Source organism: Glutamicibacter sp. NPDC087661 (assembly GCF_044743275.1).
Taxonomy (GTDB): domain Bacteria; phylum Actinomycetota; class Actinomycetes; order Actinomycetales; family Micrococcaceae; genus Glutamicibacter.
The window spans coordinates 145,284-169,840 of the sequence record NZ_JBIUWE010000006.1 but is presented as its reverse complement, the minus strand read 5'-3'; the positions used below and the strand labels follow the sequence as shown (position 1 = coordinate 169,840).

Here is a 24,557-nt window from a genome sequence, read left to right as displayed (position 1 = left end):
ACCGAAAAAATAGATGCTGAGTTGGTGCAACTCGCGATCCCCGGTGGAGCGGGGTGCTCAGGGGATGCCGTCCTCGCCACCCGTCACGTCCTCGGTGAGAACATCGCGAACGAAGTCGCCACCGAGCGGTTCTGGATTCCACCGTTCCAAGGCCCACGTTCCGCCGATGCCCAATTCCAGCAAGGAGCCACCGGTATTCTCGATATGCAGCTCTGCGGCATCGGCAGGCGCCATCTTCGTAGCCCATGCGCTGAAGACGCGAATGGCGGCACCATGGCTGAATACCGCGACCGTGCCGGAGTAGTCCTGTGCCCGGGCGATGGTTTCCAGGGCCTTGGAATATCTTTCAATGAAGTCGTAGCCGTTCGGCCCGCCGGGCATCTTCTGCTCCCAGTCGCCATGCATCCACGAATGCAGGCACATGCCGTAGGCATAGCGTGAGGCCTCGTCGGCCTGCATCTCCAAGGTCCCGGCTGAAATCTCCTCGAGGCCGTCAATGACCTGCAGCTTCTGTCCGGTGGATTCGCTCAATGGCTGGGCCGTCAGCTGCGTGCGGTTCAGCGTCGAGGCATAGATGGACTGCAGCTGCCCGCCACTGAATGCCTGCGGCAGGGCACGAGCCTGGCGATGCCCCAGCGGAGTGAGGCTGGCACCCGGGTAAGCGGTATCAAGCTGCCCGGCAACATTCGATGGGGTTTGTCCGTGCCTGATGAGCTGAAAACGCATATCCGAGGATTCCTTGGCCTTGAGGTTCTAGATCCTAGGGATAGCACGGTTTCTGGAAATGCGGAATGGCTGGGCGAGGGCGCGGGGAGCAAACTTTTCGTTCTGGAAAGTTGATTTCCGCTTCGTCAGAGCACTGCCTGTCCGCTATCGTGAAATCGTCAGGTGGCAAGTCGTGCGCCAGAATTTCCTTCAGATCGGATTCCACTCATGCGTTCAGATGCTCTTCGGCGACGTGAGAACATCCTTCGAGCAGCTCGTGAATTATTTGCAGAACACGGCGCCCAGATTGCGATGGAAACTATTGCAGAGGCCAGCGGAGTGGGCATCGGCACACTGTATCGAAACTTTGCTGACCGGAATGCGCTGGTTGAAGAAGTCACCCTCGGCACGCTTGGGGATATCCGAATCGCTTCCCAATCAGCGGTTCAGCGGCTTGAAGACGGTGACACGGACGCTTGGGAAGTTCTGCTTGGCACGCTGGTCCAGCAGAATCTCGGGGCACTGAGCGAAGCGCTCGGGCTGCAATTACCACGGAAGATCAGCCCCCGCATTCTGGAGGTCCAGGCAGAGGCCGGCCAGTCCCTGCACTCCGCCTTGGACTTGGCCAAGAACGCGAATTTGGTCCGCAAAGACGTAACGGAGATAGAACTGATTGCCACCATCGGGGCCATGACCCGTCCACTGCCGCGGGCCTTCAGCAAGAGCCAGCCTGGTTTGGAGGACCGCATCGTGCAGATCATGCGCGACGGCTTGCGCCCGCAAACTACGCAGGACTAGCAAATGCCAGCACCAGAAGGTGCTGGCATTCGCCGCTGGCAGATGATCCTTAATCCAAACTCATGCCGCGGGTTTCTGGAGCGAATCGCGACATGAAGACGACGGCGACCAGCACCAGCGCAGTCGCGCCGGCAAAGAGCCAGCCCAGCCCGACCACTGGCCACAGGGCCGCGAAGAGCAGGGGACCGAAGCCGGCGGCAAAGCGGGACATGGTCGAGGCCCAGCCGAAACCGCTGGCGCGCAATTCGGTGGGGTACAGCTCGGAAACGTAGGCATACAGCACCGGAATAGCGACCTGGACCACCACGCCAAAGACCAGCACCCAGGCAATCGCGGTCGCTGGGATATGCAGGTTCTGGGCTACGATCACAAGCACGATGCCTGAGATTGGCGCGGAGATCGCCAGCAGCCATTTACGGCCAACCCGCTCCACCAGCAATGCTGCCAGAACAACGCCCACCAGCCCCATCAGGGCCATCACCGCGGTAGCGAAGAACGACGCTGACTGGGCCATTCCGGCCTCGGTCAGAATCGATGGCAACCAGGTCAATGCCAGGTAGTAGACCAGCAAAATGGTCATGAACAGCAGCCAGCTGGTGGCGGTGATCTTCCAGGAGTACCGCCACAGCGAAGCGACCTGCTCCCACCAGCGCGGTGCCTTTTCCAATTCCACAGGTGCAATTACGTACTCGCGCTCAGTGGCCCCGGTGCGTTCCACGAGCTGGTCGATGACCGCACGGGCCTCGGCGTCGCGGCCCTTGGCTGCCAAGAACAATGGGGATTCGGGCATGGAGCGTCGTACCAGGTACACCATGAACGCGGGCAGGATCATGACTGCCAGGATCAGCCGCCAATTATCGGCGGTGGCCATCACCCACCCCGAAACGAAGAAGGACAGTGCCGCGCCCACCGGCCACCAGCCATCCATGGCGGTGAGCACGCGTCCGCGCAGCTTGGCAGGGGTGAACTCGCCGACGAGCGCATAGTCCACCGGGATGCAGCCTCCCAGGCCGACGCCGGCCAGGAAGCGGAAGGCGACGAAGAAGCCGAAATTCGGGGACAGCGCGCCGAGGATGGTGAATAGCGAGAACATCAGAAGCGTCAGGCTGAAGGCGTTCTTGCGTCCATAGCGGTCGGCGATCCCGCCCCAGAGGAAGGCGCCCAGCGCCATGCCCACCAGATTGGAAGTGCCCAGCAAGGCCGCGGTGGGACGGTCAAGCCCCCACTCTTCGGCGACCAATGGAATCAACGCGCCGTTGAGGGTCACGTCCCAGGCATCGAACATGAAGCCGAGTCCGCCGATAATGAAAATGGTGCCCTGCACCTTCCATTTGAACGGCAGCTCTTGCACGATCGATGTGCCAGAAGGCAGGGGTGCGGAAGACACAGTGGTGCACCTTTCGGTGTGCGAGCAGAAATGGTTTGTACCGCGTGAAGCATAGCCGAAAACCAGGTTCCAGGTGTAGCTCTCTACGCTTCTTCTCCCGCCACGTCAAGGCCTGTTGTCTGCGCCGGCAAGGGGGTAATCTCTGGACATGGGAGTAGATTGGACCGCTCTCGAAGAGGCTATACGGGTGACTGCCCTTCGACACGCAGCGGAAGTGATAGCTGGACACCCCGACCAGGACTTCTATGCCATTGCCTTGCATGGAGTCAGCACCGAGGAAAGCGAAAGCATCGCCATGCCGTTGCTGGCCTTGAACTCGGTGCAGGCCCTGGAACGAGATCGCCTCACGGAGTCTCGCGAGCAATTGGTGGAACGCGGTGAAGACGCCGATGAGCCTGCCGATTACGAGGACCGTCCCGATGCCGAAGGCGATGGAAGCCTTGAACCTGAAACCGTCACATTGGAAGACGATTCGCTGCTGATCACGGATTCCGATGATGAAGACGAAGACCAGCCGGATGACGAGGATTCCGACGGGGAAGATCTCGACGACGTCTTGGCCTCCTTGGAAGCGGATCTGGAAGACAGCGACGAGGAGAGCTTCTACTCGGATAAGTGGGAACCCAGCGATTGGCACTGGTCATCCATTGATTTATGCGAAGATCCCGCGGCCACGCTATGGTCCGAGGCGATGACCGGACTGGCAGCGCGTGATGGCTGGGAACCTACCATCAAGCGCTATTATCACACGTTGGTTGCGGTAGCCCGGTCGTTGCGCGAAGAGCTGGGCGAACGGACCAAGGCAGATCTCGTGGCCTATGTCGCAGATGAAGAACATGCAGAAAAACTTCTGCAGCTTTGCCTGACTGACAAGCAGCTTTCTTCATATTTCCCGCACCTTTCCTCATTGCCGGAAGGGGCTTGACACGAACTGAAATTCCGGTGCCTTCCTTGGTTAGAATGAAGGCGGTGGCCTCTGCGCTGCCCGCCCCATTCATTCTCACCGCCGGGAGAAAAATTTCGTGAGTAAGACCGTGCTGGACAAAGTCGCTATCCGTCGCGCACTGATTTCCGTCTACGACAAGACCGGCTTGGAGGAGCTGGCCGCTGGATTGCACGCCGCAGGCGTGCAGCTGGTATCCACCGGCTCCACAGCCAAGAAAATCGCTGCCGCTGGAATTCCCGTGACCGAGGTCGAGCAGGTGACCGGTTCCCCTGAAATGCTCGATGGCCGCGTCAAGACCCTGCACCCGCGCATCCACGGCGGCATCCTTGCGGACCGCCGCGTCACCGAGCACATGGACATCCTCTCCACGATGGATATCGAGCAGATCGACCTGGTAGTGGTGAACCTGTACCCCTTCGTGCAGACCGTCGCCTCGGGTGCCTCGCAGGATGAAGTCGTCGAGCAGATCGACATCGGGGGCCCAGCCATGGTCCGCTCGGCAGCGAAGAACCACGCCGCCGTTTCCATCGTGGTTGATCCAGTTTTCTACCCGCAGGTCATCTCAGCAGCAGCCGAGGGCGGCTTCGATCTGAAGACCCGCCAGCGCCTGGCCGCCAAGGCCTACGCTCACACCGCAGCCTACGACACCGCGGTAGCCTCGTGGACCGCAAGCCAGTTCCTGGATGAGGACGGCGACGGCGTCATCGACTGGCCAGCCTACGCAGGCGTGGCCCTGCAGCGAGCCGATGTGCTGCGCTACGGCGAAAACCCGCACCAGCAGGCAGCGCTCTACGTTGACGAAGCCGCTCCAGCCGGCATCGCCCAGGCTGATCAGCTGCACGGCAAGCCAATGAGCTACAACAACTACGTGGATGCAGATGCTGCACTGCGTGCCGCATACGACTTCGAGAAGCCGGCTGTGGCTGTGGTCAAGCACGCCAACCCTTGCGGTGTGGCCGTCGCTTCGGATGACGCGGCAGATCCAATCGCTGATGCGCACCGCAAGGCCCACGCTACCGACCCGGTGTCCGCATTTGGCGGCGTGATCGCCGCGAACCGCACGGTCACCAAGGAAATGGCTGAAACCGTCAAGGGCATCTTCACCGAGGTGGTTATCGCCCCGGACTTCGAGGCCGAAGCCGTGCAGATCCTCTCGGCCAAGAAGAACATCCGCCTGCTGGCACTGCCAGATGGCTACGGCCGGAACAAGAACGAGTTCCGCCAGGTAAGCGGTGGCATGCTGGTCCAGGCCGGCGACAAGATCGACGCCGAGGGCGACAACCCGGGGAACTGGACCCTTGCTGCCGGCGAAGCAGCTGACGCTGCTACCTTGGCAGATCTGGAATTCGCCTGGAGCGCCGTGCGCGCTGCCAAATCCAACGCGATTCTGCTGGCCAAGAATGGTGCAGCAACGGGCATCGGCATGGGCCAGGTCAACCGCATCGACTCCTGCAAGCTGGCCGTGGAACGTGCCAACACCCTGGGCGTGAAGGTCGAGTCCGGCGCGGATGCAGCCGGTGGCGCTGAGAACGCTGACGCGGCTGCTTCGGAACAGCGTGCCGTGGGCTCCGTGGCCGCTTCGGATGCGTTCTTCCCATTCGCCGACGGCCTGCAGATCCTGATCGATGCCGGAGTGAAGGCTGTCGTGCAGCCCGGTGGTTCGGTGCGCGATGAGGAAGTCATCGCGGCAGCGAACGAAGCCGGTATCACGATGTACTTCACCGGTGCACGCCACTTCTTCCACTAGTCGATCCGCGTCGTGAGGAAGGCTGCTGCCAAGACATCCAAATGTCTTAGCAGCAGCCTTCTTCGCTTGCTGGCAAGCTGCCAGCAGATAGGCACCAAGCTCACTATGACGGCCGCCGTATGCGGGCTCTGCTCCCGTCCTCGGTGCAAACCGGCAAATCGACTAATCCATCTGATTGCCTAGGGAGAATGCCAGTTTCTGAACAGCCTAATGGGTAGGGTTCTCTTCGGGGGTCGAGCAGGTGGAATGGAATTAATCGGGTCCGACGCAATATTATGTGAAGTTATGGATACTGATAAGTCACGTCCAAGAAGTTCAGCAGACAGGTCTGGAGAAGTTTCTTCGGCTTCTCCAGATATGCAAGAAAGTTCGGGGAAGAAGGCCAACAAGGTTAAGAACGCATTGCGCGGTGTCGCGAAGGAACCAGCATTTGGGATCCACCCAGGTTTGATTCCGGGGATCAGCGTTGAGGACACCGGAATCAAGTTTTCGACGCGCCGCAGCGTCTTCGTTGTGGCGTTGCTGGTTTCAACCGCGGTCTTGGTCTGGGCCATTTTCGCGCCGAGCAATCTGAACCTGGTGGGAACGACCATGCAGAGCTGGGTCGTGGAAAACTTCGGCTGGCTCTTCAATCTCACCGTGGTTGGAATCGTCATTTTCATGCTGGTGGTCGGCTATGGTCCGACGGGGAAGATCCGCCTCGGCGCCGATGACAGCGTTCCCGAGTTCTCGACAATTTCCTGGATTTCGATGCTCTTCGCTGCGGGGTTGGGCATTGGCTTGATCTTCTACGGCCCGCTTGAGCCGTTGAGCCACTTCATCACGCCGCCGCCTTCGACAACTGCCGAAGCGGAATCCGCGGCAGCGGTGCTTCCAGCCATGACCGACTCGATTTTGCATCAAGCCAGCTTCGCATGGTGCATCTATGCGTTGGTGGGCGGAGCCTTGGCGTATGCGTCCTACCGTCGCGGTCGCCTGCCTCTGATCTCCTCGCTCTTCGAACCGGTATTCCCCGGAGGAAATAACAAGGTCCTGGGCAAGATCATCGACATCTTCGCGGTGCTGGTGACCCTGTTCGGCACTGCAACCTCGCTGGGCATCGGCGCGCTGCAGATTCGTACCGGAACGAACATCATTACCGGGCTGGAGCTGGGCAACGGATATGTTGTCGTCGTGATCAGCATTCTGACCGCGGTCTTCACGCTGTCGGCCGTAGCCGGCATCAAGAAGGGCATTCGCCTGCTTTCTAATGCGAATATGACCCTCGTCGTAGCCATGGCCTTGTTCGTGCTGGTCACCGGACCCACGGTCTTCATCCTGGACTTGGTTCCTACCTCACTGATTGCCCTGATCGGCAACTTGCCTGAGATGCTTACCGTTGCCGCGAGTCAGGGCGAGGTGCAGAAGGAATACTTGACCGCCTACACGACTCTGTATTGGGCATGGTGGATCTCGTGGTCGCCATTCGTGGGCATGTTCATTGCAAAGATTTCCAAGGGCCGCTCCCTGCGCCAATTCGTGACCGTGGTGGTCTTTGTGCCGGCCGCGATTTCCATCATCTGGTTCGTCGTTTTCGGTGGCAGTGCCATCTGGATGCGGATGACCGGGCAAGACATGGAGGTGAAGAACTCAGGTGAGAATGTCATGTTCGATCTGCTCTCGAATCTTCCGTTCAGCCCGGTGATGTGGGTGGTCTGTCTGGTGGCAATTCTGGTGTTCTTCGTGACGGCAGCGGATTCCGCAGCCAATGTCATGGGCTCGATGTCCCAGTCCGGTCGACCCGAGCCCTCCAAGCCCGTGACCATTGTGTGGGCTGTCGCCCTCGGCCTGATTGCCATGTTCCTGCTGCTGGCCGGCGGACGCAACGCGCTGTCTGGCTTGCAGTCGATCATGGTAACCTGCGCCTTGCCGTTCACCGTGATCCTGATCGGCGTGATGATCTCCTGGGCCATGGACCTGAGCAATGATCCGCTGATGATCCGCCACCGCTATGCGGTCGAGGCGATCCGCGGCGGTGTCCGCCGGGGCATCGACGAGCATGGCGATGACTTCGTCTTCGGCGTGGCCGCAGTGCCCGAGGAGGAAGGTGCGGGCGCGGACTTCGAAAGCGATGACCCGGCGCTAACCGAGTGGTACACGGATACCGGAGTGCTGGATATCGTGGAAGTGAAAAAGGAACTGACCGATGAGTCCGCGACGCCTAAGGGAATCGAGGCCAAGCACGAGGAGCTTGGCGATTCGAAGCAGTCCTGAACGCTGCGCTTCCTGGGATGCAGCGGCAAGAAACCTTTGGGGCCGGGCAGGGCACCGAGTAATCGAAGGCCCGCGCGGCCCCATTTGCCTGATCGCCGCACGGAGCCCTGATCACCTTCATATTGGCGTTTTCAGCTGAACCGGCATGCGGGTGAGCTGCCACAGTAATTTAAAAGCGCAAAAATTCGAAAATTGTTGAACAACCCGTTGCAATAGTTGTTCAACAACCTGTATTGTCTTGTGCGTTACATTGATTCTGTGACAGCTGTCACCACTATCGCATTGGAACGTCATCATGGCACTTCCTGAGTCAACATCCCAAAGCAGCAAGGCGCGGCGCACGGCGCTCCTAGGCGCCATGTTCCTGATGGCCACCAGCGCCATCGGACCGGGCTTCATCACCCAGACCACAGAGTTCACGGTCCAAATTGGCGCGGCCTTCGCCTTCGCCATTGTCGTCTCCATCCTTGTGGACATCGCGGTCCAGCTGAACGTCTGGCGCGTGATCGGGGTATCCGGAATGCGTGCCCAGGAACTGGGCAACAAAGTCGTCCCTGGCATCGGTTGGGTACTGGCCGCACTGGTATTCATCGGCGGCATGGTCTTCAACATCGGCAATATCGCCGGCACAGGCCTGGGGCTGAACGCCATGCTGGGTGTTGACGCCAAAATTGGCGGCGCCATCTCCGCGGCCATCGCCATTCTGGTCTTCCTTTCCAAGAAAGCCGGCATGGCATTGGACCGCATTGTGGTGATGCTGGGAGCCGTCATGATCCTGCTGATGCTGTACGTGGCAATTGTCGCTGCCCCACCGGTGGGCGATGCGATCCGCAACGTGGTGCTCCCCGAGAAGATCGATTTCTTGATCATCACCACCCTGATCGGCGGCACCGTTGGCGGCTACATCACCTACGCCGGCGCCCACCGCATGATCGATTCGGGCACATCGGGCGTGGAGCATGTCAAGGCGATCTCCAGCACTTCGACGCTGGCAATTATCGTCACCGGTGTCATGCGCGTACTGCTCTTCCTGGCGATCCTCGGCGTTGTGGCTGGAGGCGTAGCGCTGACCAGCGACAACAAGGCTGCCGAAGCTTTCGGCCACGCCGCGGGCCCCATCGGCATCCGTGCCTTCGGCGTCATCCTCTGGGCCGCTGCGCTGACCAGTGTGATCGGTGCCGCCTACACTTCGGTTTCCTTCATCACCAAGCGCACCACCCCGGAGCGCACCCGCAACCTGATCACCGTGGCTTTCATCGTGGTCTGCGGGATCATCTACCTGTTCCTGGGCAAGGCGCCGGCAACCCTGCTGATCTTCGCCGGAGCCTTCAACGGTCTGATCCTTCCGGTGGGCTTCGCAATACTGCTCTGGGTCGCATGGCGCCGCCGCGACCTGATGAACGGATACAACTACCCCAAGGCCCTGCTGGTCATCGGCGCCTTGACCTGGCTGCTCAGCGTGTACCTCGGCTGGAACTCGATTTCGGGTCTGGCAGCCCTCTGGAACGGCTAGGAGCCAAGCAACCATGAAGGACTTGAAGAATCTCGGGCATTCCGAACGTGCGGCGATGGCCCCGAGCGAAGCTCGCGAATTGTTCCGTGCCGGGCAGGTGCTGCCTACCGCCGGGATCAGCGCTGGATATGCGCAGGCAAATCTGATCATCGTTCCACGGGAACTGGCCTTCGATGTGCTGCTCTTTGCCCAGCGCAACCCCAAGTCCTGCCCGATCCTCGGTGTCCTGGAGGCGGGGCAGACCAGCAACGAGTTGCTGGCAGGCGGGGACATCCGTACCGACGCGCCGAAGTACATGGTTTACGAAAACGGGGTCAAGGTGGATGAGCCCACCGACCTGTCCATGTACTGGCGTGATGATCTGGTGACCTTCATTGTCGGTTGCTCGTTCACCTTCGAGAGCGCACTGATGGAAAGCGGCATTTCCATCGCGCATATCGACCAGGGCGTGAACGTGCCAATGTACAAGACCAATATCCGCTCGCAGTCGGCCGGAGCGATGTCCGGTCCGATGGTGGTCTCCATGCGTCCGATTCCTGCCTCGCAGGTTGCCGACGCGGTACGCATTACCTCGCGCTATCCAGCTGTGCACGGGGCTCCAGTGCATATCGGGAACCCCCAAGAGCTGGGCATAGCAGATCTGGGGTCACCTGACTTCGGAGATGCAGTGCAGATCCCGGAAGGGACGATTCCGGTGTTCTGGGCCTGCGGCGTCACGCCGCAGGCAGCAGTGATGGAGTCCCGCCCGGCCTTGGCCATCGGCCACGCACCGGGGCACATGCTCATTACGGATATCAGGGATTCCCAATACCAGGTTCCCTAGCCCATAGACCGAACGAGGCGGCCTCACCCCAAGGGGGCCGCCAAGTTCCCGCCAGGGCCTTTGGCACTGGATCGAACGCGGTGGCCTTCCCCCAAGAGGCCGCCGCGTTCCCATGTCTAAAGGCTTTGCCGCTGAACCCAGGCCTGGACTTCGGCAAGCAGTACCTGCTTGGATTCTTCATCCAGGAATGCGGATTCAAAGGAATTCCTTGCCAGCGTAGCCAACTGCCCGGTGCTGAAGTTGAAGCTTGCCATGAGCGAGGCAAAATTGGCATCCATGTATCCGCCGAAATAGGCAGGATCATCAGAATGCACCGAAACCTTCAAGCCCTTTTCGAGCATCTGCGGCAACGGATGATCGGCCATGGTGTCCACCGCACGCAAGCGGATGTTGGATAGCGGGCAGACAGTCAAAGGCATCTGCTCGTCGACCAAGCGCTGAACCAGCGTCGGGTCGTCCAGGCAACGGATGCCGTGGTCCACGCGCTCAACCTCCAGCAAGTCCAGCGCCTGCCAAATGTAGTCAGCAGGGCCTTCCTCGCCCGCATGGGCAACGACGTGCAGGCCGTGGGCGCGGGCATAGGCAAAGACTTCCTGGAACAGCTCGGGCGGGAAACCCACCTCCGAGGAATCCAGGCCGATGCCATCGATATCGTGCTTCTCGGCGACCAGCACCTTCATCAAGTCCATCGCTTCTTCCGCTGGGGCATGGCGCCAGAAGCACGCGATGAGCTTGTGGGAGATCCCCCAGCGTTCTGCGCCCTCGGCCAGGCCGGAACGGATGCCGGCGATGACCTCGCCCAGGCCCAGTCTGCGCTGGATGTGAGCCTGCGGATCGAAGAACAATTCCACATGGCGCACGCCGGAGTCATGGGCGCGCTGCAGGTAGGCCACGGTGATTTCGTGGAAGTCTCCAGCAGTGCGCAAGACCGCCATATTCGCATAGAACAGGTCGAGGAAGGATTGCAGATTGCTGAACTGGTACTTGGCACGCAGCTGGTCAACGGTGGCATAGGGCAGCTCAACACCGTTTTTTGCCGCCAGCGCCATGATCATTTCTGGCTCCAGCGTTCCCTCAAGGTGGATGTGCAATTCGGCTACAGGCAATTTCACGGGTGGTGCGACCTTCCAAGCAGGGGACGAGGGCCTAGGCCGTGATGAAACGGCGGTGGCGCGCAATGGTTTCGTTAAACCATACGTTGGCTATCTATGTGCTTGCTTGGTTTGTCCGTGCGTCGAGGAAACCCGCAGGGCGCTGGGCTTGCGGCTGTCCGCACCGGCAGGCAGGCGGCGGCGATAGCATCAAGGATCCGGAAAAACCGGTGATCGCAGTGAAAATTCCGCGGAGCAAACCCGGATTCGGCGTCGGGGGCATCCTTGGAAAACAAGGGTGCACAACCCGATGAGGCAAGCGCTGGAGGCTGGCATTTGCCGCAAAGCAGTGAGGAATGCACGGCGCGGATGAGATGGAAATCGCAAGTGGCATGGGCCAAGGCCCTGCTCCATGCCTACTCCGAGCGTTGGGCGATGTGGCTGAGCAATTCAGCTTCAGCGGTGTCGAGATAGCCGCGCAGGGTCTGGGCGGCTTCCAAGCGCTTTCCGGCGCGGAGCATGGCCAGCAGATTCGCATTGCGCTCTACGTAGTGCGAATGGAAATCCGGGGCGTCGCTCATGGCGTGGAAGACCAGGCGCATGCGGGCCAGCACGCGGCTCATCAGCTCCTGGAGCAGTTCGCTGTCGGAGGAGGCGACCAGCTGCTTGTGGAAGGCCTGATTGGCATTGGCCATCCGCGGCACGTCGCCGGCAGCCAGACCTGTGCGAGCCTCCTCGATGATCTTGCCCAACCGGTCCAGGTCGATGTCTTGGCCCCACGCCAGGCATGCCGGCTCGACGGTACGGCGCACCGCATAGATTTCCCGCACATCATCAGCATCCGGAGAAGCCACGAAAACACCCCGGTTGGGGATCCGGGTGATGATCAGCTCGCTATTGAGCAAGGTGAAGCTCTCGCGCAAGGTATTGCGCGAGAGCCCCAACGATTCAGCCAGGGTCTGCTCGGAAAGCTTGTCACCGGGCAGTAGCTCGCCTTCGGCAATGCGGCGGCGCAGCTCATTGGCAGCCCAGAGCCCGCTGTGCGCGTGTGGGGCCTTGGCTGGATGCGAGGTGCTGCTGGTGGCTTTCATGCTTCCAATTTATCCCAACTGGCCTGCGGCTACGGATTCCATGGCCTGGACGCTAGCCGATGGTGCCCAAGGTGTCGCCGCGGCGTACGGCTGACCCTGCGCTCAAGTCCGCTGCACGGAAGATGCCATCACGGTGCGCGGTGATGGTGGATTCCATCTTCATCGCCTCGACGATGGCAATGCTCTGCCCTTCGGCGACTGCACTGCCATCTTCAGCAGCGAAGCGGACGAGATTCCCGTCCATGGTGCTGCGTACCGCGGCGGCATCGACCTGGCCGGCAGCATCATCCTGGGTGGCGGCGGCGGTGCCGGCTCCCGGGGTATTGCGCAACGCGTTGGTCAGTGCAGCGGGAAGACCCAGCTGGACGGCCTTGCCATCGAGCTCAATGGTGATGGTTTCACGGCTGGTATCGCGCTGGTCCAGATCCATCTCGTCGCTGGCCTCCACCTCGTTGAGGAACTCGTCCTCGATCCACGTGGTGTAGACGCCCAGGGATTCGCCGTTGAACGCTTCGTGCTCGATGACAGCGCGGTGGAATGGCAGGACCGTGGGAACACCGGCAATGCTGATTTCTTCCAGCGCCAGGCGGGCACGGCGCAACGCCTGGTTCCGGTCGGCCCCGCGCACAATCAGCTTGGCGATCATCGAGTCGTAGAACGGCGGAATGACCGAGCCGCTGCGCACGCCCGAGTCCACGCGCACGCCGGCGCCGGTTGGCGCTTCGAACCGCTCCACGGTGCCCAGCGCAGGCAGGAAGCCGCGAGCCGGGTCCTCGGCATTGATGCGGAATTCGATGGCATGGCCGGTGGCCTGGGGGTCCTCGGTAATGGACAACGGCAGGCCATCGGCAATGCGGAACTGCTCGGCCACCAGATCGACGCCGGAAGTCTCCTCGGTGATCGGGTGCTCCACCTGCAAACGGGTATTGACCTCCAAGAAGGAGATCAGACCGTCCTGCGCCACCAGGTATTCCACGGTCCCGGCCCCGACATATCCGGCTTCCTTGCAGATCGCCTTCGCGGACTGATGGATCCGGGTCCGCTGCTCATCGGTCAAGAACGGGGCAGGCGCCTCTTCCACCAGCTTCTGGTGGCGGCGCTGCAAGGAGCAGTCGCGGGTGCCGACGACCACCACATTGCCGTGGGTATCGGCCAGCACCTGGGCCTCGACGTGGCGCGGCTTGGCCAGGAAACGTTCCACGAAGCATTCGCCACGGCCAAAGGCCACGGTGGCTTCGCGGGTGGCGGACTCGAAAGCATCGGAGATCTCATCGAGCGAGTAGGCGATCTTGATGCCGCGGCCACCGCCGCCGAAGGCCGCCTTGATGGCGACCGGCACGCCGTACTCTTCAGCGAAGGCCCGCACCTCGCCGGCGTCCACTGCCGGGCCGTCGGTGCCCGGGGCCAGCGGCGCACCTGCGCGCACCGCGATCTGCCGGGCCGTGACCTTGTTGCCCAGTGCTTCGATGGCCGCGGGAGGCGGACCAATCCAGCTCATGCCGGCTTCGATGACGGCGGTGGCGAAGTTCGCGTTCTCCGAGAGGAAACCGTAGCCGGGGTGCACCGCATCGGCGCCGCAGCGCTTGGCAATCTCGATGATCTTCTCGATATCCAGGTAGGTGTCCGCACCGGTGGAACCGTGCAGCGGGTACGCTTCATCTGCGCGGCGCACGTGCAGGGCGTCGGCATCCGGGTCCGAGTAGATGGCTACCGACGAAATATTTGCGTCGGTGGCCGCCCGGGCAATGCGGACCGCGATTTCGCCTCGGTTGGCGATGAGAACTTTTTTCATGGCAATTCCTTAGGCGTCTGATGCCGCGTGGCTGGCAGCGGGATGGAGTTCGAATCGAATTCTGCTTCCGGGCGGAAGCTGCGCGGCTGCGCTGAGATCTTCGGCAATGACGGTGGCGATCACCGGATAGCCGCCGGTGACCGGGTGATCTGCGAGGAACAGCACCGGCAGGCCGGAGGGCGGCACCTGCAAGGATCCGCGGGCTACGCCTTCACTGGCCAGTTCCCCGGAGCGGACGCGCTGCAGCGGCTGCGCGCCGGTGCCCAGGCGCACGCCCACGCGGTTGGATTCGCTGGTGACATCCCAAATCTGGGCGGCCAGCTGGTCCAGGCCCGCCAGGCCAAACCAATCGGCACGCGGACCGGGCATGGCGCGCAGCGTGTACACGCCGTTATCGTCTGGGACCGGCAGGGTGCTCGGTTCGCTGTTGCCAACGATGTGGCCCAGCTGCGGGCGGTTCACCGGCAGCATGCCACCGGCTTGCAGAGGCTGGGGACCGACGCCGGAGAGGGTGTCGGTGGACAGCGAGCCGAGGACCGGTTCCTGCTCGATGGTGCCGCGCACCGCAAGGTAGCTGCGCAGTCCGCGGCCGGCGGGTTCAACCTCCAGACGCTCGCCGTGCAGCAGCGCGAACGGTGCATTGGCCGCGGCCTGGCGCGGGGTGCGGAGCAGGTCGTCTTCGGCCGGGGTGATCCAGAGTTCTGCTTCGGCGCCGGTAAGCGCCAGCACCTGGTCTTGCTCGGCTTCAACGGTGATGCGGCTGCCGAGGTTCTCGATCACGGCCTGGCCTGGTTGGTTGCCCACCAGACGGTTAGCCTGGTGGAAGGCGGCCGGGTCTGCGGCTCCTGCGACGCCAACTCCGAGGTTGCCGTAGCCGATGCGTCCGGCATCCTGGAGCAGGGACTGCAGGCCGGCGTCGATGATTTTCAGGCCACCGGCAAGTGCCTGCTCCGATGCTTCGTTTCGTGCGGCGGGTGCCTGGCTCACCGATATTTTCCGGGTGGCCCGGACGAACTGCACGGTATCCTGCGGCCGGATCAATGCAGGATTTTCGCGCTGCAAATCCCACATTTGCAGATCGGTATGCCCAATCAGCTGCCAGCCCCCGGGGGATTGGCGCGGATAGACGGCCGAGTACTCACCGGCGAGCGCTACCGCTCCGGCGGGCACCTTGGTGCGCGGGGAGTCTCTGCGCGGGACATTCAAGTCCTGGTTTTCGCCGAGCAGATAGGCGAAGCCGGGAGCGAACCCGCCAAATACTGCACGCCACCTCTGGCTGGTGTGCGCATTGATCACAGCCTCGGTGCTCAGCCCGGTCAGCTCGGCCACGGCGGCGAGGTCTTCGCCATCGTAGTTCACTGGTACTTCAACCAGCTTGCCCGCAGCGTGGAGTGCAGAAGCTACTTCAAGTTCTGGCAGTGCTGCCATGGCCCGTTCGGCGCTCTGCGCGGAATCGAATTTCAGCAGTACCGTTTGCGCGGCGGCCAAGAGGTCGCGCTGTCCGGACAGGGGAGAGGTTTCCAAGGCGACGTTGAGCGCCAAGACAGCATCGAGCGAGTCCAGGTCGATGAGCAGATCATGGGAACCTGCCCGGTGAATGGCGCGGATGCTCACGCGAAGCTCCGGATCTGCACGCCGGCATGTTCCAGTCCTGCGCGCACGGCGCTGGCCATGGCCACTGCACCGGCAGTATCCCCGTGCAGGCAGATGCTCTCGGCTTCCATCTTGATGGTGCTGCCGTCCACGGCAACAATGGTGCCTTCGGTGGCCAGGCGGACCATGTTCTCGGTGACCTGCGCGGGGTCGTGCAATACGGCGTTGGATTCGCGGCGGGAGACCAGGGTGCCCTCGGGGGTGTAGTTGCGGTCGGCGAAGGCTTCTGCGACGCCGCGCAGGCCAGCGGCTTCGGCCTTTTTCAGGGCGACAGCACCTGGCAGCAGCAGGACCGGCAGGTCGGTGCCGAAGGCCTTGATGGCATCGATGACGGCCTGGGCATGCACCTGGTGGTGCACGATGGCGTTGTACAGCGCGCCGTGCGGCTTGACGTACTTGATTTCGCTGCCTGCGGCGCGTGCCAGGGCCTGCAGGGCTCCTAGCTGGTAGAGGATGTCATCGGCCAATTCGGTGGCCGAGCAGTCCAGGAAGCGGCGGCCGAAACCGGCCAGGTCGCGGTAGCCCACATGGGCTCCGATGGTGACGTTGGCGCTGACCGCATCGCGGCAGGTCTGGGCGATGGTGCTGGGGTCTCCAGCGTGGAACCCGCAAGCTACATTGGCCGAAGACACGGAGGTGAAGATGGCGGCGTCGTCGCCCATCGTCCAGTTGCCGAACGACTCGCCTACGTCTGAATTCAGGTCTATGTATGGCATTGTGATCCCCGTCTCGTGAAAACCTCTTGGTAAAAGAATGCCCCACTTTCGGTAATTGTTCAACAATCTTGGCAGGGTTTTTGAGCATCGCTTCCCGGAATTCTGCTGGAGTGGTGTTCCCATCTGTCATCTGATCAGGCGTTTTGCACGTGGAATACTAAAGCCCGAGGCCAGGAATCCTTGCGGAATCCTGGCCTCGGGCAGGTCTTGTGGCTGGCGGTGCGGCTACTGGCCTTCTTCGCCGTCGGAATCTTCATGCCCGAACGGAATAGGCGCGTTCTGGGCCGCATCCGGATCAGGGACAGTAGTGTTCTCGCCCTCTGGGTCCGGAGTCTGAGCTGGACCTGTGGTTTCGTAGTGGTTTTCGGTTCCCATGGTTATTTCCCTTCATCCGTGCCTTGCTTGGTCGCCAGCTATCGGGTGCTGGTTCACATAGCCTAGCCGTGAATCGTGGCGAAAAGCGGTGCGATCAGGGAATTACCATGTTCGCCCGCCGTGGAATCCCGGCACGCTGGCGATCCCCGCGGCCTTGCCTGGCCGCTAGGACAGTCCGATGGCGTTGCCGTGCTCGTCGACATCCATGTGCAGGGCCGCTGGCACCCGCGGAAGTCCCGGCATCGTGGTGAGCGCCCCGGTGATGGCCACGATGAATCCGGCACCGGTCTTGGGGATCAGCTCGCGGACCTGCACGGTGAAGCCGCTGGCGGCGCCTAGCAGCTGGGGGTCATCGGAGAAGGAGTACTGGGTTTTGGCGATGCAGACCGGCAGGTGCGACCAGCCATTGTCGTGGATCAGCTGGAGCATCCTCCGGGCCTTGGGGGAGTACTCGACGCCTTCGCCGCCGTAGACGCCGCGCACCAGGGCCAGGATCTTGTCTTCGACCGGCTGCTGCAGCTCGTACAGCGGGGCAAAATTGCCCGGTTCCCCGATGATCCGCAGCACCATGGCGGCCAGCTCGCCTGCTCCGGAGCCGCCCTGGCCCCAGACATCGGCGATGGCGCAGGCAATGCCCTGCTGTTTTGCCCAGCCGGTGACCGCTTCCAGCTCGGCATCGGTATCCGTGGTGAAGCGGTTGATGGCGATCACTGGCTGGATGCCGAACTTCGAGACGATCGAGGCGTGGCGTTCCAGGTTCGGCAGCCCGGCCCGCACGGCCTCGACGGTTTCTTCCCCCAGCTCCTCCTTGGGCACCGAACCATGCATCTTCAGTGCGCGGACGGTGGCGACAATGACCACCGTGTCCGGCGGGCACCCGGCGTAGCGGGCCTTGATGTCCATGAATTTCTCGGCGCCCAGATCGGTGCCGAAGCCGGCTTCGGTCACCACCACGTCGGCCAGTGCGCGGGCGGTGTTGGTGGCGATGGCCGAGTTGCAGCCGTGGGCGATGTTGGCAAAGGGCCCGCCGTGGATGAGCGCGGGAGTGCCCCCGATGCTCTGCACCAGGTTGGGCTTGATGGCTTCCTTGAGCAGCAGCGCCATCGCACCCGCCGCGCCCAGGTCATCGGCGGTGACCGGGGCCTTGGCGTAGGTGTATCCGACGGTGATCCTGCCCAGCCGGGCGCGCAGGTCCGCCAGCCCGGTGGCCAGGCAGAAAACAGCCATGACCTCGGAGGCGGCGGTGATTTCGAAGCCTGTTTCGCGCGGCACCCCGTTGGCGGTACCGCCCAGGCCGATCACCACGTGGCGCAATGCGCGGTCGTTCATGTCCAGCACCCGCTTGAAGGTGATGGATCGCGGGTCGATGCCCAGCTCGTTGCCCTGCTGCAGGTGGTTGTCGAGCATGGCCATGAGAAGGTTGTTCGCACTGGTGATGGCGTGGAAATCCCCGGTGAAATGCAGATTGATCTCGTCCATGGGCAGCACCTGGGATTGGCCTCCACCGGTGGCTCCGCCCTTCATCCCGAAGCTCGGGCCGACCGAGGGCTCGCGCAGCGCGATGATGGTCTTGGTCCCGGTGGCAGCCAGCGCGTCGCCCAGGCCCACCACCATGGTGGATTTGCCTTCCCCTGCCGGCGTCGGGGACATGCCGCTGACCAGGACGACTTTTCCGGGCCGGCTTCCGTTGGCCGGCAGCAGGGCAGGATCAATTTTGGCCTTGTACTTGCCGTAGGGCTCCAGCGCGTCCTGCGGGATTCCGGCCGCCTCGGCAATCCGGGAGATCGGCCTGAGCACTGCCCGCGAGGCAATGGCCAGATCGCTCATATCGGTTTCCGGCAATGCTGCCATGTTGTGTCCCCTGTCTGGCTGCCCGGTGACCCGGGGGTGAGGAAGACCAAGGCTTCTGGTTTTCCCTGATTGGCCTTCAAGCTATCACCTTGCAGGCGAGGCGAGAAGGCTGCACCGGGCAGAACATGGATCGGTGTCTACCCGAGCCGGGCCTGGCGAAGTGGTAACAATACCTGTTCCACATTTCACGGAGAAGGTGCCCCTCTATTGAAGCCAGCGATTCTCAGCTCCGAAACGGCACAGAACCAGCTGTGAGGCGTCATTGCAAGCAATCTTGATAGGCGTCGGATGGTCAACACGATGAGCGCTTGGTTAGGACGTTTGCCGCGCTCACGTTCCCGGACATAGTGTTTCCGGATTGTCGGATCCAAGCGGAATGATGCAGTGAAGAGTGGTGAAGCGATAACGTGATTCGAGGATCAACTGAAAACCTTACGACTGAGCTGCCATGAACTATTAGAGCACGTTGCTCTCCGGACGAGTCGAAGTAGACGAGAGCCTTTTCGGGGCCCCCGCCCCGGTCGTACAGGACGTGGTGCGTCCGGAAAGACTCTGGTGGCGGGTGCTATTGAGATTTCAGATGATGGGTGGGGCCGAGCCTGACTGGCAATTATCCCTGATGCTTCGTCGGCATCGCTGCGCAAGTTCATCACCGCGAATGTTGATACAACATAGTGAACAGTGCGGGTTTGCGACGAGGCAGCCTGGAATTCGAGTAGTGCGGGCAACGATAATTCATTGCCGATGGGAGAGCATCACCGGAAATCTTCAGACGTTCGGATCCGTGCGGTTGCCGCTGAGCTCGGCGGTGCCGGCGGAAGGTTTAGCTGTCAGCGCTGCGGGACCAATGCTGCATGAGTCTTTGCTGGGCTTGCTGTTCGCTCAATCCTGAAATCTCTTGTGTGGACAGATGAAGTTGTTCTACGAGCGCAGCTTCCATCCACTCGGGCAAGACAGATCCCCGTGCGGGTTCAGGTTGAGCTTCAACGGATTCGTAGAGCCGTCCCATCTGGACAATGACGTCTTTGAGCGATTGAATCTTCGGGTCATCGCCCATGCGTGCGACCCGTGAGGTGAGCTCATCGTAAACCTCGCCATCCGAACGAGCTCCAACAGCCCAGACCTCAGAAATATCAAGAATTGGGCGGCCGGACGCGTCTTCGGTAATGCGCCATACGATTCTCCAGTCGCGATCGCCAACGACTAACTTGCGGAAACCGACTAGCGCACCGAGCAAGGGCTCGCCAGCCTCAGGAGATTTTTCGAGCAGCAGCATCTTCTTGAAAACGGATCGCACGATCTGCGGATCCTTTTTGTGAAGACGATGTAGGTCAGATACTGCGTCTTCAGTTAGCCGGACGATGCACAGGCGGTCTTGAGGCTGATTCACGAATTATCAGACTGGGCTTCTTCGACATTTTCCCCCTCAAGTTCTGCGCGGTTCAAATTGAAGAATTCCATCGCTTGGTCGAGCGTCGTGCGCACGCCGCTATCAGTGGCAAAGCGTGCCATCACCAGCGCAGCATCGCGAAGAGTGTCCCGGTCATGACGCAGCTGAGCGATTTCCTTGGCGGAAACGACTTCGGCCACGACCTTGCCATGGCGCGACAAAGGGGTATCCCGGCCCTCTTCGGCGGCGGCGACAAGCGCAGAGAGCCCCGCGCGTGATGCTTCGGTGATGCTCAAAGTAGTCATATGAAAACTATATAGATTTCTACCTAGATTTTCTAGTTTGCCTTCCGTGCCTCGTTAAAGCAAAAGCTGGGTCGCCACCCTTGGTAGCGACCCAGCTTGAGAGAGCGGAGGATCCGTTAGCTTGAATGCTTCCGTTCAAGGAACTGATGACGCAACGAATTCACAGACTGGAGGGCTTGGCTTTCGTCGGTTCCAATGTTTTCTTCGACCCATGAGTAGTAGCGGTAAGCTTCATCCAGGATTCCCGGAATAAAGTCGTCGGGATCAACAATGTTTGTTTGGCGATTAACAGTGAAAAGTGTAGATCGTCCTTTCACTTCCAGTCGAAGGGGCACTGGCTGGCCAGGAAACAGCCTTTCAGCTGACCCTTTCTCCATGAACTCTTCTACCAGCTCAAGGAGCTCAAACCAGATTCCTGTAACTTCATCCCACAGGTCACCCGAGATCAAATCGATCCCGTAGTAAGACAGAGAAAGAAAACCTTCACTGCCGTAGGGATTTTCTTTGAGTCGATTCCGCCACATCTCGGCAGCCCGTTCGGGTTCCTGAAACATGCTTACCAAGTAGTTTTCGGGATTAGCGACGAAATCCTCGATATCCGTGACCGTGTGCGGAACCAGAATGTATGGTTCGCTATGTACGGCTTGTTCTTTCATCTCACCTTGATTCTTATCGCGGGTAGAATTGGACAACTCGGCCTCTGTCAATGACCATCTTGTACTTCACGTTGTTATAGGTTCCTTCGAGCTGTATTCGCTTGTTGGTTCCACCGCTTTTCAGTTTACTTTGGTTCTGCTTCATGGCGCCATGAACCAGATTTCGTACATCGCTGATTGACATCTTCGGATTGAAAAATGTTTGGCTACTCTTAGAAGAACCATCCCAATATTTTGGATGATGCCGCTGAAGAATATGCTTCATTCCGCTCTTATCCAGTTTGAACGTATGTGAACCCGTTCTGTAAGAAAGGGTCTTGAAGGAAGACAACGCGTTGACAACTCGTGAAGCGGGAGCCTTAGCGTACTTGACGGTTTTGGAGCCTACCTTGATTACGATGCTGGTAACCCTGATAGCGATAATAATTGCTGGGATCCAAAACGGATCAGCTACGACTGGGTATTCATGGTCTTCCCCAATGTCTACTTTTTGGACCAAGTCACCATCGTGAAGCTCATACCAAGTTCTGACTGTTTCGCCACTTGCATCAACTGCCCATGCAGGTTCAAATCGACTGGTCAGGACGGATTCGTTTTCATCGGGGAAAGATTGAAAGACGTCTACTCCGCCATCTTGGGCAATCTCAGCGAATGACCCTTCCGGTAGCCCCAGTTCATACCGGAACTCATGAGGCGCATCGGCATCGTGAATAATTGTCTGTGCACGTATAGCTCCATCGTCATGAGTCTGCAGTGCAAGATCTATTTCATCATCGCTGAATACAGCAGTGCCATCGTCGAGCATTTGCACATCACTTGGCGCACTCTCAATGGGTAGTCCGAAGCTGAACTCCCGTTCCACATTCTCTGCGCCAATTACAAGCGATTTACCTTCTTCAGTTGCTTGGACGAATACCGCGCCCTCGCCGGTGCCGAACTCCAGAACTTCAGAGTTCAGCGTCGGTTCAACTAAATTGGCTTCAGTTTCTCCCGCTGCCGCTAAAGCATCCGACAGGAGCTCTTGTGTCGTTACTTGGCTCGGCTCGGAGGGGTCCGCGAGGCTGGCTGACGATGCAGTTACAGAGACTGCGCAGGCGATGGCTATCGCCGATAGGAGCCGAGAACGAGTCCGGCGGAACAAAGTGCTATTCATTTTCTTCTTTCCTATGCGCCAGGTGAATACCGGGTGCATGGTTGTGGCATGCCTAGGAATATCCAGCGACTTTGCATTCAAGTCAGATGCAAATGCATCCAAGGCAGCACTACGGACACGGGATTGTCCGAAAGTCCCTACTCAGCCCAGTATGAGTCGCTATAATAAATAGTAATGGTTTAAACCCGATGCAGTGGGGTTTTTTGTGAGAAGGAGAGAGCTTTCGCTTAAAGGGTGCACTTGCCTACCGGGAAATAGGGCTGTTCGCTGGAAAGTTGGTCTCGGCAGATCCGACAGTTGAGTGAGAATTCAGCTGCTATTGGGATAAATGAGTTGGAAAACGATCAATGACCTGCCGCTGCTCGCTAATGAACGGCGCGGAATCGGGCGGCGTCCGTGGCAGTATGCACCCAGGTGTGCAAAGAATGTGGCCGTCGAGTGTCGGTAGCAGATTATGACGTATGTGGTATCGGGTTCCCTTTCCGGTGCCCAGTAGAAGCGCCTAGGCAACTGTGTGCTTCCCAACATGAATCGCGGACCAGGCGGTTTCCTGGCCAGCCTTGCGTTTGGGGAACTTATGACGTCGTCGTAGCCATGCAACTGCCCAGAACCCAACGGGCAAGGAAGCGGCCTGCAGTCCGAGGTGCCTCCAAGGACAAGTGAAGCCCGAGCGGAGGAATTCCTCCGCTCGGGCTGATCGCAGTCTTATCCGTGCTGCCTGCCACTCTTCTGGATACCAGCGCCCGCGCGATTTCAGACCTTCCTGGCGTGCTGCGCCGGGGGTAGTGCGTTAGTGATTGGCGTTAGGCTTTTCGCCCTTGACCAGGAATGCGAAGACGATGCCGATCGTGGCCAGCGCGGCGCCGACGATGAACGAGATATGCGCGCCAGAGAACAAGGCCTCGGCCAGCTCGGACCCGGCGTCCAGCTGGACCTTTGACAGCAGCGACATCACGGTCACGAAGACCGTGGTGCCGATGGCACCGCCCAGCTGCTGCGCGGTATTGAAGATTGCCGAACCGTGGCCGAACAGGCGCGGATCCACCGAAGCCATCGCCGAGGACATCAGACCGGTCATCAGCAGCGCCAAGCCGATGGAGAAGATGATGTGGCAGAGCATGAACATCCACAATTCGGTCTGCGCGGTGACGGTGGCGTACATCCACTGCCCGGCGGCCAGGAACACGGCGCCGGGGATCAGGACCGGGCGCGGACCGCGCTTGTCGTAGATCCGCCCGAAAATCGGCGAGGCGATGGCCTGTGCCAGTCCGCCGGGAAGCAGCATGATGCCGATCTGCAGCGAGTCGACGCCCTGCCCGGATTCCAGCAGGATCGGCACAATCATCAGCGAACCGAGCAGGGTGCCGAAGGCAATCATGATCATCGCGATCGCGAAGCTGAAGCTGCGCGAGGCAAACGGGGTCAGGTTCAGCAGTTCGCGGCCGCTGGCGGCCAGCTTGACCTGGCGGATGATGAACAGTGCCAGGGCCACCAGGCCGATGGCGAAGCTGGCGATCATCATCGTGGCGTTATCCGCGGCATGCTCGATGCTGGAAATGCCGTACACCAGGAACCCGAAGGCCAAGGCGGATAGCAGGACCGAAGCGGAATCCACCTTGATCTTGCGTGCACTGGAAGGGATCTTGAAGAAGATGGCGCCCAGTACCAGGACCGCCACGGCGATTGGCAGCATCAGGATGAAGATGTAGTGCCAGCCCAATGCGTGCACGATGGCTCCCGAAGCGGTAGGCCCGATAGCCGGGCCGACGCCGATGACGATCGAGTTCAGGCCCATGATGGTGCCGCGCTGGTGGACGGGCACCAGCGTCAAGGTGGTGGTCATCAGCAAGGGCAGGACGATGGCCGTGCCGACGGCCTGGATAACGCGTGCCAGCAGCAAGAAGCCGAAGCTCGGCGCCAGCACCGCGATGACGGTGCCGAGGATGAAGCTGATGATGGCGAAGAAGAACAGCGACCGGTGCGCGAAGCGCTGCAGCAGGAAACCGGTGGTGGGGATGACGACCGACAGGGTCAGCAGGAATCCGGTGGTGAGCCACTGGCCGGTGGACGCCGAAATGCCCATGTCCTGCATGATGCCGGGCAGCGCCACCGTGAGCACGGTTTCGTTCAGGATCATCATGAAAGCGGCCAGGGCCAGCGAGGCGATGATGCCTGTCAGGGTTTTGGCGGAGAGTTGCCCGGCGGGCGCCGCGCTTGGCTTGGCGCTGGTTCTAGGGGGATTTGTAGTCACGAAGTCTTCTTCCTGTGGAGTGTCAACCGCTAAATACTGTCACACTCTGCCACTTTTTCGT

Annotated in this window: 20 protein-coding genes and 1 pseudogene; 7 read left to right on the top strand and 14 right to left on the bottom strand. The window is 60.6% G+C overall.

Translation table 11 applies throughout. The features are described 5' to 3' along the window. Positions 1-57: 57 nt before the first annotated feature. Positions 58-726, bottom strand: coding sequence for a histidine phosphatase family protein (locus ACIOTN_RS15950; RefSeq protein WP_105657364.1), 669 nt, complete (start codon positions 724-726; stop codon positions 58-60). A gap of 207 nt (positions 727-933) precedes the next feature. Between ACIOTN_RS15950 and ACIOTN_RS15945 the strand changes: the two genes are divergently transcribed. Then, complete coding sequence (locus tag ACIOTN_RS15945) at positions 934-1,503, top strand: TetR/AcrR family transcriptional regulator (protein ID WP_133833191.1); 570 nt, start codon at positions 934-936, stop codon at positions 1,501-1,503. A 49-nt stretch (positions 1,504-1,552) separates the two neighbouring features. Here the strand turns inward: ACIOTN_RS15945 and ACIOTN_RS15940 are convergent, their stop codons facing one another. Beyond that, on the bottom strand, positions 1,553-2,890 hold the full coding sequence (locus ACIOTN_RS15940; RefSeq protein ID WP_402735694.1) for an MFS transporter: 1,338 nt from the start codon (positions 2,888-2,890) through the stop codon (positions 1,553-1,555). Positions 2,891-3,077: 187 nt separating this feature from the next. Between ACIOTN_RS15940 and ACIOTN_RS15935 the strand changes: the two genes are divergently transcribed. The 5 genes from ACIOTN_RS15935 (at position 3,078) to ACIOTN_RS15915 (ending at position 10,172) form a co-directional block, all read left to right on the top strand. Beyond that, positions 3,078-3,815 carry a hypothetical protein gene (locus ACIOTN_RS15935; protein WP_146112913.1) on the top strand — a complete coding sequence of 246 codons (738 nt, stop codon included), beginning with the start codon at positions 3,078-3,080 and terminating at the stop codon, positions 3,813-3,815. Between the two features lie 97 nt (positions 3,816-3,912). Beyond that, a complete protein-coding gene (gene purH / locus ACIOTN_RS15930; protein ID WP_402735693.1) occupies positions 3,913-5,583 on the top strand; it encodes a bifunctional phosphoribosylaminoimidazolecarboxamide formyltransferase/IMP cyclohydrolase in 1,671 nt (556 codons plus the stop codon). A 357-nt stretch (positions 5,584-5,940) separates the two neighbouring features. Then, positions 5,941-7,836: a BCCT family transporter gene (locus ACIOTN_RS15925; protein WP_181148832.1), complete on the top strand. Its 1,896-nt coding sequence runs from the start codon at positions 5,941-5,943 to the stop codon at positions 7,834-7,836. 295 nt (positions 7,837-8,131) lie between these two features. Beyond that, the gene (locus ACIOTN_RS15920; protein ID WP_105657371.1) at positions 8,132-9,349 is read left to right on the top strand and encodes an NRAMP family divalent metal transporter; all 1,218 of its coding nucleotides are present in this window, start codon (positions 8,132-8,134) and stop codon (positions 9,347-9,349) included. A 13-nt stretch (positions 9,350-9,362) separates the two neighbouring features. Continuing rightward, the gene (locus ACIOTN_RS15915) at positions 9,363-10,172 is read left to right on the top strand and encodes a putative hydro-lyase (RefSeq protein ID WP_402735692.1); all 810 of its coding nucleotides are present in this window, start codon (positions 9,363-9,365) and stop codon (positions 10,170-10,172) included. 116 nt (positions 10,173-10,288) lie between these two features. On the opposite strand, the gene ACIOTN_RS15910 is transcribed toward ACIOTN_RS15915, so the two are convergent. From ACIOTN_RS15910 to ACIOTN_RS15880, 7 genes are all read right to left on the bottom strand, one after another. Continuing rightward, positions 10,289-11,284, bottom strand: coding sequence for an adenosine deaminase (locus tag ACIOTN_RS15910; RefSeq protein WP_402696597.1), 996 nt, complete (start codon positions 11,282-11,284; stop codon positions 10,289-10,291). A 395-nt stretch (positions 11,285-11,679) separates the two neighbouring features. Next, positions 11,680-12,354, bottom strand: coding sequence for a GntR family transcriptional regulator (locus ACIOTN_RS15905; protein ID WP_365945765.1), 675 nt, complete (start codon positions 12,352-12,354; stop codon positions 11,680-11,682). 52 nt (positions 12,355-12,406) lie between these two features. Further along, positions 12,407-14,146 (bottom strand): acetyl/propionyl/methylcrotonyl-CoA carboxylase subunit alpha, encoded by a 1,740-nt coding sequence (locus ACIOTN_RS15900; RefSeq protein ID WP_402735691.1) that lies wholly within the window; start codon positions 14,144-14,146, stop codon positions 12,407-12,409. 9 nt (positions 14,147-14,155) lie between these two features. Next, positions 14,156-15,760 carry a carboxyltransferase domain-containing protein gene (locus tag ACIOTN_RS15895; RefSeq protein WP_402735690.1) on the bottom strand — a complete coding sequence of 535 codons (1,605 nt, stop codon included), beginning with the start codon at positions 15,758-15,760 and terminating at the stop codon, positions 14,156-14,158. Next, the gene (locus tag ACIOTN_RS15890) at positions 15,757-16,515 is read right to left on the bottom strand and encodes a LamB/YcsF family protein (RefSeq protein ID WP_402735689.1); all 759 of its coding nucleotides are present in this window, start codon (positions 16,513-16,515) and stop codon (positions 15,757-15,759) included. The genes ACIOTN_RS15895 and ACIOTN_RS15890 overlap by 4 nt, the downstream gene beginning before the upstream one ends. Before the next feature lie 225 nt (positions 16,516-16,740). Further along, entirely contained in the window at positions 16,741-16,890 is a 150-nt protein-coding gene (locus ACIOTN_RS15885) for a hypothetical protein (protein ID WP_402735688.1), read from the bottom strand. Between the two features lie 165 nt (positions 16,891-17,055). Beyond that, positions 17,056-18,741 carry a formate--tetrahydrofolate ligase gene (locus ACIOTN_RS15880; RefSeq protein ID WP_402735687.1) on the bottom strand — a complete coding sequence of 562 codons (1,686 nt, stop codon included), beginning with the start codon at positions 18,739-18,741 and terminating at the stop codon, positions 17,056-17,058. 460 nt (positions 18,742-19,201) lie between these two features. On the opposite strand from ACIOTN_RS15880, the pseudogene ACIOTN_RS15875 reads away from it, so the two are divergent. Continuing rightward, a pseudogene (locus ACIOTN_RS15875) lies at positions 19,202-19,404 on the top strand (transposase); the annotation flags it as partial. A 160-nt stretch (positions 19,405-19,564) separates the two neighbouring features. Here ACIOTN_RS15875 and ACIOTN_RS15870 read toward each other — a convergent pair. The 5 genes from ACIOTN_RS15870 to ACIOTN_RS15850 all read right to left on the bottom strand — a co-directional run bounded on the left by ACIOTN_RS15870 (position 19,565) and on the right by ACIOTN_RS15850 (position 24,496). Then, entirely contained in the window at positions 19,565-20,131 is a 567-nt protein-coding gene (locus ACIOTN_RS15870; RefSeq protein ID WP_208294216.1) for a type II toxin-antitoxin system RelE/ParE family toxin, read from the bottom strand. Further along, complete coding sequence (locus tag ACIOTN_RS15865; RefSeq protein WP_402735686.1) at positions 20,128-20,427, bottom strand: prevent-host-death family protein; 300 nt, start codon at positions 20,425-20,427, stop codon at positions 20,128-20,130. Before ACIOTN_RS15865 ends, ACIOTN_RS15870 begins: the two co-directional genes overlap by 4 nt. Before the next feature lie 125 nt (positions 20,428-20,552). Continuing rightward, a complete protein-coding gene (locus ACIOTN_RS15860; protein ID WP_133833179.1) occupies positions 20,553-21,092 on the bottom strand; it encodes a hypothetical protein in 540 nt (179 codons plus the stop codon). A gap of 13 nt (positions 21,093-21,105) precedes the next feature. Then, complete coding sequence (locus tag ACIOTN_RS15855) at positions 21,106-22,245, bottom strand: hypothetical protein (RefSeq protein ID WP_402735685.1); 1,140 nt, start codon at positions 22,243-22,245, stop codon at positions 21,106-21,108. A 790-nt stretch (positions 22,246-23,035) separates the two neighbouring features. Beyond that, positions 23,036-24,496: an MDR family MFS transporter gene (locus ACIOTN_RS15850; protein ID WP_402735684.1), complete on the bottom strand. Its 1,461-nt coding sequence runs from the start codon at positions 24,494-24,496 to the stop codon at positions 23,036-23,038. Between the last annotated feature and the right edge of the window lie 61 nt (positions 24,497-24,557).